Here is a 14,364-nt window from a genome sequence, read left to right as displayed (position 1 = left end):
TAAATGAGATATTATTTACAAATATAATGTAATAATAGTACAGGCACAGCTAGTTTATATTTCGTTTCAACAGACACCGAGTTGCGATCAGCAAGAAAATTCTTGATGGCTTCTTCGCTCACTCCTGTATAAATAGAAATCGTTTTGACACTAATACCATAATTTGTTTGCAAAACGTCAATGACCGCTTGCAAACGACTATCCACATCACAAGCAAACATGCCAGAAGTTAATAAAGCTAAAAGGTGATTGAAGTCCATACGTCTATCTACACCATGAAGCTCTCCCCAATCACAAGTACTATCTTTTTTTCTATACTTCTCTATAGCCATCTGATTAATGCCAGATATTTTCTCTAATGTTTGCGCATCCATTCTCAACTCATTCATCAACACGGTGATAAAATCCCTCGGGTCATTAATGGAAAAAAGCCTTTGTGGATCTTTCAAGTACAGCACCACCTATTTGTATATAATGGTAATAATAATCCATTTTGAGGAGGTTTTCTATGAATCAGACTGTTACATTCTCCATGCAAGTAAAAGGAATGTCTTCACCACTTACCGAAACCTTTACGCTTAAAGAACTATCTCTACATAAACAGATGTCAACCGAAGAGCTAGAGAACAGAGTAGATGCCATTTTTCAAACGTGGGTTTGGAGTCATATTAGCTTTTCTCGAACCATCAATCATTAACAACATCAAACCCTTAACTCACCACGGAAACCTCTAGCCCCGTAGTATGAATCGGCGTCGTTATGGTAGACAAATACATGATCATAGCGGCGGTCACAAAATAATGCACCTCCGAGGTTTCTAATATTCTCTGGAGTCTGTATCCAGCTAGATGTTTTAAGGTCAAAATTTCCTAGCTGCTGCAATGATTCATACTGTTCTTCAGTAAGAATTGTAATGCCCATCTCATTTGCTAAATCCATCGCGCTCGTTTCTGGCTTATGTTTTTTTCTAGCCTCAAGTGCCTCTCTGTCATAACAAACACTGCGGCGCCCCTTTGGACTTTCTTTTGAACAATCGAAAAAGAGGTACTCGCCTGTGGATTCATCATAGCCCACCACATCAGGTTCACCTTCTGTTCTCTCCATTTCATGAAGGGACCACAGCTTGTCCGGCTGTGCTACTAGTTTTTCTTGCACGTTCTCCCATTCAATACCTTCATGTCTTTCCAAGTTTTTCTCAAAACGTAATTTTAAAATGGATAATAACTCTTCTTGGTTTTCTGTTGATAACTTTTTAGTCATTCTTTTTAACCTTCCTTTATCTCATACTTTTTCGTACGAATTGTAGTAGTTTTTCTTTTCCATGTAAGCATTGCTCCATCGTTACAATACAAAAATATGGTTGACACATCAAGTCCCCTAAGAAGCAATCATCATATATAACCTGCACAAACAAGGTTTTCCTTGGGGAAGACTCAGCTAAATCACGATAGATATTACTTATCTCTTCATCTACTGTCCTTGTGACGGCCAGTTTTCCCGTTAGACTCTGCCACCATACTTTAAAAGATTGATAAACTTCATTAAAGCTTATATAATCCATAAACAAGCCTTCAAAAAAGAAGTTTTTATGATTATAAAATAATTTTTCACCATTAAATCGATTCTCCGCCACAAGCTGAACCGTTTCTGCCCACTTCTCTTTATAGCTATCTTCAAAGTTTTGACTAAAAGCATACTCTCTAATCATATAAGGAAATCTGCGCTCATTCTTTTTCGTCTGATTACCATATATATTTTGAATATAGATAAAAAAATTTAACGCAGGACAGGCTTCAGTCATGATATAGAATTCCTTATTCATCTAGCCACCACCTAACCTCCAATTGTGTATACGTTTTTGTTTTTACAAAATGCTTCTCAATATATGAAATAAAGTGAGTAAAGTCAGTGGTGTGGTCACTGGCTTTTTTTAGCATGCTTGCTCTATTTCGCTACTGCCTCAAATGTAATCGATTGATGAGCATTAGTAGGATATAGCCCTTGTTCATAATCGGCTGAAATAATGATGCTGTGGAAACCCGTTGCCTCAAGAATGGTCTTAAACTCTTCGACTCCATACCAACGGAGAGGAAAATGTTCCAATTCTGTTTGTATCAGCTGCCCATCTCTCCATTTTTCATAACGATGGTGAGAAACTGTGTACTGTTTTATATAATCGACTTCAATCACCTTTTTCTCCAGCGTAATTACATCGCCATTTTCTGTTCTCCATGTCTTAGTCGATGCTTGATTTAGAGTAACGTCCGGTTGTAAAAAAATATCTACCATCAACTTTCCACCTGTCGAGAGATGGTGTTGGAAATTCTTTAATGCCTTTATAGAGTCCTCTCGTTCATGCAGCAACAGAAAAGTACCTGTTGGAATAATTATCGCTTCATATTTTGTTGGTAAACTAAACGACTCCATTTCCCCGCTAAATACATTGGTCTCAAGCCCCCTTTCTGCACAATGACGCCGACATATACGGAGCATCTCATCTGATACATCAAACCCTTCAACCGTAAAACCCGCTTCTAAAAGGGGAATAAGCGTCCTCCCCGTACCCACTCCAGGTTCAAGAATCTTACCTTTACAAGTAGCTAATCTATCTCGGTAAAAGGCAATGTCTCCAAATGTTGAACCTATATTTTTATCTAAATCATATACTTCAGCAGAAAGTTTACTATAATAACTTAACAATGACTCTCACATCCTTCCTAAAGGAGCATGTCTAATTTATTTTTACTAGATGAATAATAATAAATGTCTTTACCTTTACTCTTTGCGTATTGTATTTCCTTTCGTGTACTCTCTCCAATGTATTCATCCTCATTAATTACATAAATGGCGTCACTCAAATCAATCTTTCTTAAATGTAACTCTTGTAGCATATTTAGCTTCTCATTCGATAAATAAATGTCATCACTATGTTCAAAGAAACCAAGACTTAAAACGATATGACCATGGTAAGTCAATGTCGCTTCTGTATGTATAAATTGTTGTTTAAATTTGGTTGAACCACAAAGTGTTATTATCAACCGCATCCCCCTCTCATTTAGTCATTTAACAAATTATACTATATTACTAAATATTTAGAAATTTAAACAACGAGTACTGATTTCGTGAAAGATTATAAGAAGGCTGAACCCCTCGCGTTAGGTTCAGCCTTTTTAGTCTTTATTTCCCTATAAACATCTGCACCCAATTATGACCATTACTCTCATAACCTATGCCGATTTCTGTAAAATTACCGTTTAATATATTTGCTCTATGACCTTCAGAGTTCATCCAGCCTTGGACAACCGCTTTAGGTGATGTATAGCCTTTAGCAATATTTTCACCCGCAGTAAGATAGGTAACCCCATTTGCCGTTAACATTTCAAATGGTGTTCCATATGTGGGAGAAGTATGACTAAAGTAGTTGTTATCGGCCATATCCTTCGCCTTCAAATACGCAACTTTGGAAACGTCTCCATTAAGTTTTAATGCAGGCAACCCGTTATTAGCACGCTCTACATTTACCAATGATACGACTTCATTCATGTATTGCTCATGATTTCCTGTAGACGCATTTCCGTCATTTTCTTCCTCTGGGTCTGTTACTCCGGGCTTCTCTTCTTCCGGTTCAGTCGCCTCTGGTTTTTCTTCCTCTGGCTCAGTCACTTCCGGTTTCTCTTCTTCCGGTTCAGTCGCCTCTGGTTTTTCTTCCTTTGGCTCAGTTACTTCCGGCTTCTCTTCTTCTGGTTCAGTCGCCTCTGGTTTTTCTTCCTTTGGCTCAGTTACTTCCGGCTTCTCTTCTTCCGGTTCAGTCGCCTCTGGTTTTTCTTCCTTTGGCTCAGTTACTTCCGGTTTCTCTTCTTCCGGTTCAGTCGCCTCTGGTTTTTCTTCCTTTGGCTCAGTTACTTCCGGTTTCTCTTCTTCTGGTTCAGTCGCCTCTGGTTTTTCTTTCTTTGGCTTAGATCTATCTTGTTCCTCAACTTTTGGCTTTGATACTTTGTCCGTATTGGCTTGTGGTTTTATAATGTTAGAATCATCTTGTTCCAAAAGTTCTCCGTCTCTTCTCTCAGGTATTTTAATTTTTTGCCCTGGATAGATGAGGTTTTTATTCGTAATTTCTGGGTTCGCATTTAGTAGTTTTTCAAAATTAATATTTAACTTAATGGCAATTCTCCACAAGGAGTCACCCGGTAAAACAGTATAATAAATAGAGCTCGTTTTAGGTAATTGAATGATTTGCTCAGGGAAAATGAGATCTTTATTAGGAATTTGACTATTAACGTCTAATAATTCATAAAAATCAACACGCTGTTCCTCTGAAATGTCCCATAAATTATCACCTTGCTTGACTGTATATTTATCAGCAAATGTGGTCATTGGACTTAAAAAAACAAGGGTAGATAAAGTAATTGCTAGTTTTTTCTTCATTATACGTATGTTGGCCTCCGTTATTCCTCGTATATTACCAACTATTACCTAGGATGACTAGTTTAATAATATTCAATTATAATAGCTTCATTCGTCGACTAATTTGGTTAACCACTTTGTAAATTATACGATAGTAATAATACTGTCAAGTTGCCTTTTGACTATATATTTTAGAAGAATTTTATAAGTTATAAAAAATACCAATTTCTAATGATTTTCTACCTATTCATCAGAGAGTTGCCGATCTAATTGAATTAAAATCTTACTATTTTACAATATGTTCTAACCTCTTATTATAAGAGATCATTTTTAAATTCCGTCGTAGACAACAAAAATGAACGATTGTAAATAAGATATTTTTAGTGTAAAATTACACTAAAAATCTGAAGGTGGTTTAAATTGAAACACAAGCTGTTCGTTTTCTTATTAACCGTTAGTCTACTACTGAACATATATTACTTCTGCAAATGGTTCATATTTGAACAATGGTCTGAAGCGTCAAGAGAAGAAGCTATCATTTTAAGTGAAATGATACTAAAAACGGTTGAAAGTGAGGATTACTTAGCTTTAAGGGAAAGAGAAAAAATCATTGCCATCGAATCAGATATTAACAAGTTTAAAGGTGGCGTCTTCCCGTATTATATGGAAGTCAGCGTTAGAACTGAGCAACAAACGTACCTATTTTATTGTAGCGATAAGCAATGTTCGAGTATGGAAAATGGAGGTTTGAGTTATTCCATCTATGAAGAGGAAAAACCGCGCCTTCCATTTCAAAATACGGACTAATAAAATTTACTACAATCCAAAATCACCTAATTATATATAGCTCGAAAGAAGGGGGAAGATAAAAAACCTATTTACAGTCGTATATTTGAACCAAAGCACGACAACGGGTGTACCGGGACATTCCTCACCACTCTTCTTACCAACAAACAGCGTTCTGATTTAAAACATTTTGTTTTAGGATGATATCATTTTTATTGCTTGGTTGATTAAGATATATATTAGAACGTAGCTAGGTTGCCTATTTATTTAATGCAGAGTCAAAATGATTCAATTCAAAAATACCAATCTACTTTTGAAACCTTAAACCACGGCTCATGTCGTATTATTTATTTTGAAAAGCGTGATATAGCTTTAACATCTCCAACAAAATTTCTTTATTATAACCCGTTTTTTCATGAATTTTCATTACCCACTCATCGATACCAACTAATGGACTGTCTTTTATTAGTCCATGATTCGTGCTCAAAAAGCTAATCCAATTTGTAAATTCCCAGTGTGCTACTTCTGTTTGATAGGGAACTCTACATTCGAGTAAGGGAGTGGGCTTAATGAGATTTTGCGAATGTTCAGCTGCATGGAGAAAAACATCACAATGAATCGGGCGTGTATCATATATTTGTTTTGATTCTTTCCCATTTGGTCTATGATAGCGCACCTCAACCATATATTCATTCGGTATCATTTGTATATTAGCACCTGGGAAAAAACCGCCAAGTTTCTCACTTGTGAAATTTTCTCGTTTCTTATCTATTAACACCGGATTTAACCACTGATCCCCCAAATCACATAAGTAGCGGCCACCATCATCGTCCAGTGCAATCACTGCTACATGGGCATTTACTGTCCCTAGATGATGACCGATTGGAAATGCTTGAATCTTTGCTTGTCGAAAAGCATCCAACAACCAAATGGCTAAATCAAAACAATTACCCGCCAGGCCATATTGATCTCTATGTTCCTTCATTAAGGATAGCTCTCTTTGCTTTCTCTCACTCCCCTTTTGGTAATGCCATATTTTCGTTAGATTTTCCATCGGGAACGTATTAAATTGTTCCCAAACACGTTGAATACTTTCGGTTGCTCTCATTATTATTCACATCCATCTTTCTTTTCTAACCCTTTCTATTCCACCTTTCATAATCCTCCTTTTTCAAGCAAGCTATGAAAATATCATTTGTACATAATGTCATTATATGGTACCTTTTATTTGCAAGATGATTGGTTCAAAAACATACAAACAAGGAGTTAACCATGAGAAGGCTTCTACTACTTACACTTACACCATTACTACTTATTACGCTAACAGCATGTATGAATAAGGATGAGGAAGAAACCACGGATCAACCCGAAGATATCGTCATTCCAACGCAAATTGAGAATAATATATTCAAAGTCAAGCAACCGTTTGAGCCAGCTAAGGCACGAGGTGCAATTACAGCAAATGTGTCTAATAACTACGATATCACTGAGATTGAACTGGGGTTGATGGATATCACTTCTGAATATTTTTCACCAGAAGACCACCTTTATCAATCAGGGCAATACATAGATAGTGACTTGCTCAATGAATTACTTGCTAGAGAGTCTAATGATACGCCTAATGGGCTGAACCCCAAAATGAAAGCAACAAAAGATCGACTGGAAGATGAGGAAAAAACCCCTAAAATTATCTCTCATATTCACGAACAAAATTACTTAAATGAAAAAGGTAAAGTTGTTGGGATTTCATTAGCTATTTCTATCAATGATTACTACCATATTCGGGTAATGGATGATGCCGGATTAGTTCACACAGGTGAAGTAAGAGTGAATGATGTTTATAAAGACAAGAGTTACAACGAAAAATATGCGAAAAACATCGCCAAAAATGTTATTTCTGCCGTTAGAGGGATTGAAAATGTACCTAACGTACCAATTATCTTATCTATCTATGAAGAGGCAGGCCAAAATGAAATTACACCTGGCCAATTTCTTGCTCATACTTATATTGATAAAGGCAAACAAGGTATTGGCAGCTGGGAAGAGGTTGAAAAAGACCAATATGTCTATCCTTCAGATGAATTAAATGAAGTGGATAAAAGTCTTCATGATAGTCTCAATTATCTATCAGATGACCTTCTTACCTACTTCACAAATTTAGATTTGAGATTAAACGGCGATATTAATTATGAGCATGATAATTTAACAAATATAGAATTAAAAATCTATGCACCAGGTATTTCAAAGGCAGAGTTAACGAGCATCCTTAACTTTTGCGGTACGAAAATTAATTCTATAGCAGGCGACCATGTCCCCGTCTCCATTCGTATCATCAATGTAGATGAAGAACTTGGGCTCATGATTTGGGATACAGAGAACAAAGAGATCTTAACGGAAATATTATAAAAGTAGGGCTTCTTCTTTTTTTAAAAAAGGAGGAGCCTTTTCTACTGCATTTAACTGTTTGTCCAATCACTTCCTCTTCTTTATTAATAAAATAATTATAAGTAAAGGAGTGATAACTTGAAGCTATCAGAAACAAAAGGCGTATATGATCTCGTTGTAAGTTTAGGCTGTTGGTGTGGTCCTGCCATCTTCACAAAAGAGCATCACTTAAGAAAAAATTCATTCCCTTTTGATTGGGTACAGTCGCCATATCTTAACATGGTCAATCAGCTACTTAGAAACAGGTTTAAAAATTACATGGAAAAAGATCACATGGAGGAAAAGAATATTACCGCACATTTCGTCCATGAAGGACAAGTCATTTATGAAGAAGGAGGAACCACCCCTGCAAGAGCACATTTTGTTCATGACCGTCTATATCAAATTGATTCTGTCCACGATTTCCCTATGATCGCCAACCAACAGTGGACCGATCAGTACCCAGCATTCAAGCAAAAGCTCAACAAACGCATTCAAAACTTTCTCAAAAAAATACAAACTAGCAAAAAAACGTTATTCATCCGATATGAATGGGAAATTGCAAAATACGATGACATTATTGAATTGCATACGACCCTCTCCAAAATTACCCGCGGCCCCTTCAACCTCCTTATCATCCAACAAGTAAATATACCATTAGAACGACCACTCATTGATGCGGAATGGCCACATGAAGGAATCTGCTTCGTTAAAATACCCATTAACCATCATTATGATAAACAAATATGGAAGGAAATCCTTACTGGTGTGAGTTTGAGGAAGTAAAGACAGTCGATTATGCACTGTCTTTTTTATTTAGTACTTAGATATCGAAAGGAAATAAGTGTGTAGCTATATTTTGATCACTGCGTCTCTCATCCCTAGACCAATTGGTTTGATTTTCTTATAAATAATAGTAAATTCCGTTTGTTCGGCTTTCGTGGGTGGTTTTCCTTTAAGTGACGTGCAAATCCAGTTTGCTCAGCTTTCATTGAGGGGTTTTTGTTTGAGTGACTCGCAATTCCAGTTTGTTAACCTCTCGTTGGGAATTTTCTGTTTGAGTTACTCGCAAATCAGTTTGTTAACCTCTCGTGAACAGATTCCTACTTGAGGGACTCGCAATTCCGGTTTACTTACCTCTCGTGAACAGATTCCCTCTTGAGGGACTCACAATTCCAGTTTGCTCACCTCTCCTTAACAGGGGTTCCACTTGAGGGACTCGCAATTCCAGTTTGCTCACCTCTCCTTAACAGATTCCCTCTTGAGAGACTTGCAATTCCAGTTTGCTTACCTCTCATTAACAGGGTTCCACTTGAGAGACTCGCAATTCCAGTTTGCTTACCTCTCGTGAACAGGGGTTCCACTTGAGGGACTTGCAATCACAGTTTGCTCACCTCTCCTTTACAGATTCCCTCTTGAGAGACTCGCAATTCCAGTTTGCTCACCTCTCCTTAACAGATTCCCTCTTGAGGGACTCGCAATTCCAGTTTGCTCACCTCTCGTGAACAGGGGTTCCACTTGAGGGACTCACAACTCCAGTTTGCTATCCTATCGTTAACTCATTTCCGTTTGAGTGATTCGCAATTTATGCATACTTGGCTCTCGTTAGCCCTTTTCAGCCTAAATGAAGAGCAAAAATTCAACATCTCTGAGGATGGTGCACATAATTGATTTTTCTCTTTTCTATTTCTCTCCAATCGAGCAGGGCTTAAAAGTGAGATATCCCCTCCTATTCGGCGGTGTCTCTTTTTTCTCGTTATCAACATATATTAGCATCACAAGAGCGACTGTTTTCCTTTTTTCCCGCAGTTCTTAAATCGACTTTTGACCGACTAGACAAGAGTTTCTCTCTATTCCTCCTCACTCTTAAACGCATCTACCATCCATCTTTTATGATAAAAAGAACCTCACACCAAAATGGTATCAGGTTCCGGACTCCTTATTTGTTCAAGAATAACCTGGCAAAGATAAACTGACGAGTTGTGCATCTGCACGCAAGGAGTCTCTTAAGGTTGTTTCCACACAGGCAACTAGTGGAATCGTGATGATTATGATGCCATCTTCGAATTCAAACTCAAGACCTGGGCAGACCTCATCGCATTGCACTTCCGTTTCTGCTCTTCCTGTTCTCGTATTTACCATGATTTTCAGACAAATATCAAAACAACTTTTATGACTACATGCCATTTCCATTCACTCCTTGTGTTTATTGATAGCCTGGTAAAGATAAGCTTGTTAGCTCTGCACTCGCACTTAAATCATCTTTTAATGTCGTCTCCACACAAGCTACAAGTGGTAAAGTGATTTGAATGACGCCATTTTCAAATTCGAACTCGATACCACCGCAAGCTTCATCGCACTCAACGGACGTTTCTGCCCGTCTGCTATTCGTATTTACCACCAATTTTAGACATACATCAAAACAACTTTCATTTTTACAAGCCATTCTTTTTCTCTCCTTTTTTTTGTAAATTCCCTAAATATATCATCGCCTCCAAATGATCACCTACGATGACTGAAGTAGTCGGGGCTAGACATCCTTTTCGATTAGCATAATGAGTATGCGGGCGAAAGCGATTGATTTTATCCACTTCTACATGGTGTACATTTTCGACTACACAATGATTAACAATTAACTTTACGTAAGCTAATACAGGATTAGCTAGTGACCCAACACCGACTTTTTCAATACTTTTCCTTCTCAAGGCATGGGGGACAGCAACAATGGAGCCCACACCTAAATCAGCTCGATTACAAGCTACATTTATTGCGTATTTACAGGCAGTAACTAAATGAAGCGGCCAGTGCTGTTTTATGCTAGCATTGAGGTCATTTACTGCAACATCAACGCCCCTCTCTACAGCCTGTACAAATGGCTGTAAGTCTTCCATCGCGATGACAAAATCGCCATCAACAAATAACAAAATCTCGCCGGTGGCAAAGTGTGCACCTATCGCCCTACCAGTATCTAAACCTAGTTTTTCAGCAAACTGAATAACCGTTGCCCCTGCATCATATGCATGAACCGCTGTCTGATCATTTGACCCATTCACAATAACAATGATTTCTAACGGACCTAATCGCATACACTCCTCAATTACTGCCTTAATTCGCGCTTGTTCATTTTGAGCTGGGATGATAACTGATAACCGGGATAAGGGGTTGTTGGCATGGTCATTTTTTCTAATAGTTGGCTGATGGCCCTGGATAACAGAATCTAGTACATCTAATCTTCTTTCACCATCAGAAAACTTTGATCGGCTATTAGGCGGGAATCTTTGTGTGTAAGCTTGTAAATAATCGTCTATTCTTCTCCTGTCATCTTTCCTATCCCACACTTGATTTTGCAGCTGAAAGATATTTCGAATAGGAAGCTGATGTGACAATACATAGCCTTGTTGAACTAATTTCACATGTGCTTCAACAGGATTGCTAAGCGTATCGATACCAATAGTATCTACTGCTTTTCTTGAGAGTCCATAAGGGACGAACATGATTTGGTCTATTTTTAAATCCGAACGATGGATAAAAGCATTGGTTATTTGCGGGAAAATAGTAGAAGGAATGTGGCGGTGTTTTTTTTGAAATTCATAGTCCATATTATTGAGAACAGCGTCCGCGCTATTGTCCATCAGCGGTTGTAAAAATTGCTGGAGCGTTGGTACCGTAATATGTTGGTTGAGATCTAAAAATAACATACATGGTCTCGTTGCCTTTTTTGCCCCGATGACATGTGCTTCGTAGACATGTTGCCAAGCATCATTTACTACGAGACGAAACGGATCAACATTTAGTGATTTATGGGCAACAAAGATTAGCTCAACATTTGTGATAGATTGATAGGTCTGGATCAACTTACTCACATACTGATTACTCGCATCCCGACTAATAGGGACAATCAAAGATAAACACGAACCATCCAAAAAGCATCGTCTCCTTACATCCTTAAGTGGCATCACCCCCTTACAAGGAATATGGTATTGCTTGTTCATTTCCCTGTTTTTAATACATGCCTCGTATCAATGATATTTTCTACTTTCGATAAAAGTTTATAATCCAAATTACTATGGTCAGTAAGAAGCAGGGTTAATTGATACTTTGATAATGTCTCCTTTGTTAACGGAACGGATTGATAGCTTTTATTTTCAAGAACAACAGTTGGTACATAAGGATCGTGATAGTCTACCTGATAACCTTTCTGCAAGAGTTCGTTAAATATTGTTAAAGCTGGGGATTCACGGACATCGTTCACATCCCTTTTATACGCTAGGCCAACAACAAGAATTGCCCCAGTCTCCCCTGCTAATTCAGCTTCTACTTTTTTGACGATTTTTTGAGGCATCGTATCATTAATTTTTCTTGCTGCTGCTACAAGCTGACTGCTTAAGCCGTATTGATTGAGTTTCCATTGTAAATATATCGGATCAACAGGGATACAATGTCCACCTATTCCAGGACCAGGCCAATAAGGAGTAAATCCAAATGGCTTTGTCGCAGCTGCCTGCAGGGCTTCATAAAAATCAATGTCTAATCGATCACATAGCTCGTCCAACTCATTCACTAGTGAAATATTGACTAATCGCTGTGTATTTTCAAATAACTTTGCTAACTCTGCAACTTTCGGTGAACTTACTGGCACAACTTGAGCAAAATACTTTGCATAAAACTGATCAATTTTCGCAAGAGAGCTCTCTGTTTGACCACTAATCACTTTTGGGATAGACGCTAATGTATATTGCTTATTTGCTGGATCAATTCTCTCGGGTGAATAACATAAGTAGTAGTCTTCACCAGCTTGAAAGTGATGGCGTGTGAATATAGGCTCAATCACCTCTTCTACTGTTCCCGGATAAGTAGAGCTTTCATAAATAATCGTTTGTCCCGTCTGTAAATATTGGCAAAGATAGTTAGTAACTGCAATCATCGCTCTTAAATCCGGTTCATGATGTTCGTCAATTGGGGTTGGAACTGTGACGATGATATACTCAGCGGCTTTAAGCAAAGCTACAGCTGCATCCGTATGTTTTGGAATGAAATTTAGAACCGCTTGCAGCTCTTCATCTTTTACATCAGGAATATAACTGCTCCCTTGCTGTAATAACTCAATCTTATGAGTATCTTGATCGATGCCCGTTACATGACAGCCCTTTTTTGCTAAGTGGAGAGCCAGTGGGAGACCAACATAGCCGAGACCAATAACAGCAACTCTATCTATTTGACCTTGGAGCATGTCCCATTTTCGGTTGCCATCTGTATAACCGCATCTCTGATTGAACGATAGTAAATATGAAAATGCTTCAATGTGGTCACCTAGAATCCGGTCAGTTGATTCGACCCGACCATCGGCTTGCCTGTGATGCTGTTTTCTAATTTTATTTGGCTTGACGACATCGACATAATGAATGGATTCGACTTTAAATCCTTTTAGAATTGCCTTTGCTTGAAATAAAGGTGGAGACATTAATGTGAGGATACCAATCTCTTCAATCACTTTCCTGCTCATTGCGTGTGGAATAGCAGTGAGAGAATTAACGGTGAGGTCCTCTCTTTTCAGCGCCATATTCAGAAGGTACTTAGCAGCACTCACAGAATGCAACGGATGGGCACGGTCGAGCAATATCTCTAAATCATTTAAAGCAATATCTGCCCCTTCTTCTACAGCATGTATAAAAGGGGTTAAATCTTCTGCTTTGATAACAAAATCACTATCTAAGAACAAACAGATATCTCCTGTACTGTGAAGCGCACCAATCGCTCTTGGAATGTTATGTCCGAGTGCCTGGTCAAACGCAATCACTTTCACACCTGACTTTTCTACCTTTTCCTTTGTTCGTTCATCTGCTCCATTTAACACAACAATGATTTCATCAATGCCTGCCTTCTTTACCTCAGCAATCACTTCAGCAATCGTATCCGGCTCCTTCCCTACAGGAATAATCGCACTATACTTCGCTCGTTTCTCTTCCTTTACCGAAAAGGCTTGTACATATTCCTTAAAAGATTGCCGATTTCGCCTGCCATCATTTAAACCACCGCGATATCCTCTCTCTTCAATCAGTTGCGCCACTGCACGTAAGTGGTCACCAATTATTAAACTTGTTGAAAATGAAAAAGAGGAGCCCGTAATCTTCTGTTGATGTTTCGGTCGAATCTTATTTGTAGCAATCACGTCAATGGCGACTGGTGCACTCATCTTTAATTCTTTCATCACAGCTATACTATGAGCTAATGGCGGACAAGCTAAATTCTCCCAACCAATTGTATCAAGCGCTGATTTTTTCATCACATGAGGAACAGCGACTAAGGAATTAACGGATAACTCACCTTTACCTAAAAAATGATTAAGAGAGAACTTTGATACTGCTGTCGGATGTGGTCTAATGGGGCGCTTCATTGTCCAGCTTAAATCATTTAGGGCAATATCAGCCCCATCCCGAATGCCATCAAGCAGTGCTTGTAGCTCCTGTGCTCTAACGACAATATCACCATCAATAAAAAGAAGCGTATCTCCTTTTGCCTCCCTTGCACCAATTGCTCGTCCAATATCCACCCCTAGAGGTTCTTTATAAACAAGCTTTCTACATTCAAATGCTTCCGCTATTTTCTCCGATCCATCTGTTGAACCATTCAAAACAGCGATGATTTCATATGGCTCAATCTTCACTAACTCTTCTAAAACGGCTGACAACGTAGATTCTTCATTCTGAATGGGAATAATAACAGATAGATTCATAACACTTCACTTCTCTC

General features: G+C 38.3%; 15 protein-coding genes and 1 pseudogene. 4 read left to right on the top strand and 12 right to left on the bottom strand.

Going from position 1 to position 14,364, the window contains the following annotated elements; all coding sequences use genetic code 11:
* Positions 1-11 precede the first annotated feature (11 nt).
* The gene (locus LG276_RS01665; RefSeq protein ID WP_224938303.1) at positions 12-449 is read right to left on the bottom strand and encodes an HTH domain-containing protein; all 438 of its coding nucleotides are present in this window, start codon (positions 447-449) and stop codon (positions 12-14) included.
* Positions 450-508: 59 nt separating this feature from the next.
* Between LG276_RS01665 and LG276_RS01660 the strand changes: the two genes are divergently transcribed.
* Positions 509-697 carry a hypothetical protein gene (locus LG276_RS01660; RefSeq protein WP_224938304.1) on the top strand — a complete coding sequence of 63 codons (189 nt, stop codon included), beginning with the start codon at positions 509-511 and terminating at the stop codon, positions 695-697.
* A 5-nt stretch (positions 698-702) separates the two neighbouring features.
* Here LG276_RS01660 and LG276_RS01655 read toward each other — a convergent pair whose 3' ends face one another.
* The 5 genes from LG276_RS01655 to LG276_RS01635 form a co-directional block, all read right to left on the bottom strand.
* The gene (locus LG276_RS01655) at positions 703-1,260 is read right to left on the bottom strand and encodes a DUF4256 domain-containing protein (RefSeq protein ID WP_404293276.1); all 558 of its coding nucleotides are present in this window, start codon (positions 1,258-1,260) and stop codon (positions 703-705) included.
* Between the two features lie 16 nt (positions 1,261-1,276).
* On the bottom strand, positions 1,277-1,822 hold the full coding sequence (locus LG276_RS01650; RefSeq protein WP_224938306.1) for a hypothetical protein: 546 nt from the start codon (positions 1,820-1,822) through the stop codon (positions 1,277-1,279).
* 122 nt (positions 1,823-1,944) lie between these two features.
* Positions 1,945-2,700 carry a class I SAM-dependent methyltransferase gene (locus tag LG276_RS01645; RefSeq protein WP_224938307.1) on the bottom strand — a complete coding sequence of 252 codons (756 nt, stop codon included), beginning with the start codon at positions 2,698-2,700 and terminating at the stop codon, positions 1,945-1,947.
* 17 nt (positions 2,701-2,717) lie between these two features.
* Positions 2,718-3,038 (bottom strand): hypothetical protein, encoded by a 321-nt coding sequence (locus LG276_RS01640; protein WP_224938308.1) that lies wholly within the window; start codon positions 3,036-3,038, stop codon positions 2,718-2,720.
* A gap of 139 nt (positions 3,039-3,177) precedes the next feature.
* The gene (locus LG276_RS01635; protein ID WP_404293273.1) at positions 3,178-4,425 is read right to left on the bottom strand and encodes a LysM peptidoglycan-binding domain-containing protein; all 1,248 of its coding nucleotides are present in this window, start codon (positions 4,423-4,425) and stop codon (positions 3,178-3,180) included.
* Between the two features lie 399 nt (positions 4,426-4,824).
* Here LG276_RS01635 and LG276_RS01630 point away from each other — a divergent pair, with 399 nt between their 5' ends.
* Positions 4,825-5,211 carry a hypothetical protein gene (locus tag LG276_RS01630; RefSeq protein WP_224938310.1) on the top strand — a complete coding sequence of 129 codons (387 nt, stop codon included), beginning with the start codon at positions 4,825-4,827 and terminating at the stop codon, positions 5,209-5,211.
* A 322-nt stretch (positions 5,212-5,533) separates the two neighbouring features.
* On the opposite strand, the gene LG276_RS01625 is transcribed toward LG276_RS01630, so the two are convergent.
* Positions 5,534-6,298 (bottom strand): hypothetical protein, encoded by a 765-nt coding sequence (locus tag LG276_RS01625; protein ID WP_224938311.1) that lies wholly within the window; start codon positions 6,296-6,298, stop codon positions 5,534-5,536.
* 164 nt (positions 6,299-6,462) lie between these two features.
* Here LG276_RS01625 and LG276_RS01620 point away from each other — a divergent pair, with 164 nt between their 5' ends.
* A complete protein-coding gene (locus tag LG276_RS01620; RefSeq protein ID WP_224938312.1) occupies positions 6,463-7,596 on the top strand; it encodes a CamS family sex pheromone protein in 1,134 nt (377 codons plus the stop codon).
* Between the two features lie 117 nt (positions 7,597-7,713).
* Positions 7,714-8,400, top strand: coding sequence for a DUF1796 family putative cysteine peptidase (locus LG276_RS01615; RefSeq protein WP_224938313.1), 687 nt, complete (start codon positions 7,714-7,716; stop codon positions 8,398-8,400).
* A gap of 1,161 nt (positions 8,401-9,561) precedes the next feature.
* Here the strand turns inward: LG276_RS01615 and LG276_RS01610 are convergent.
* The 5 genes and pseudogenes from LG276_RS01610 to LG276_RS01590 all read right to left on the bottom strand — a co-directional run.
* Entirely contained in the window at positions 9,562-9,801 is a 240-nt protein-coding gene (locus tag LG276_RS01610) for a hypothetical protein (protein ID WP_224938314.1), read from the bottom strand.
* A gap of 19 nt (positions 9,802-9,820) precedes the next feature.
* On the bottom strand, positions 9,821-10,060 hold the full coding sequence (locus tag LG276_RS01605) for a hypothetical protein (RefSeq protein WP_251163418.1): 240 nt from the start codon (positions 10,058-10,060) through the stop codon (positions 9,821-9,823).
* On the bottom strand, positions 10,050-11,537 hold the full coding sequence (locus LG276_RS01600; protein WP_341104894.1) for a glycosyltransferase family 2 protein: 1,488 nt from the start codon (positions 11,535-11,537) through the stop codon (positions 10,050-10,052). Before LG276_RS01600 ends, LG276_RS01605 begins: the two co-directional genes overlap by 11 nt.
* 65 nt (positions 11,538-11,602) lie before the next feature.
* Complete coding sequence (locus tag LG276_RS01595; protein WP_404294362.1) at positions 11,603-12,844, bottom strand: nucleotide sugar dehydrogenase; 1,242 nt, start codon at positions 12,842-12,844, stop codon at positions 11,603-11,605.
* Positions 12,836-14,347 (bottom strand): annotated as a pseudogene (locus LG276_RS01590) (glycosyltransferase family 2 protein); the annotation flags it as partial. The pseudogene LG276_RS01590 and the gene LG276_RS01595, both read right to left, overlap by 9 nt.
* Positions 14,348-14,364: the final 17 nt, after the last annotated feature.

The sequence above is a fragment of the Cytobacillus kochii genome (genome assembly GCF_044790165.1).
GTDB classification, from domain to species: domain Bacteria; phylum Bacillota; class Bacilli; order Bacillales; family Cytobacillaceae; genus Cytobacillus; species Cytobacillus kochii.
Note: the sequence above shows the minus strand (reverse complement) of the source record. Positions and strands in the feature narration are given on the sequence as shown.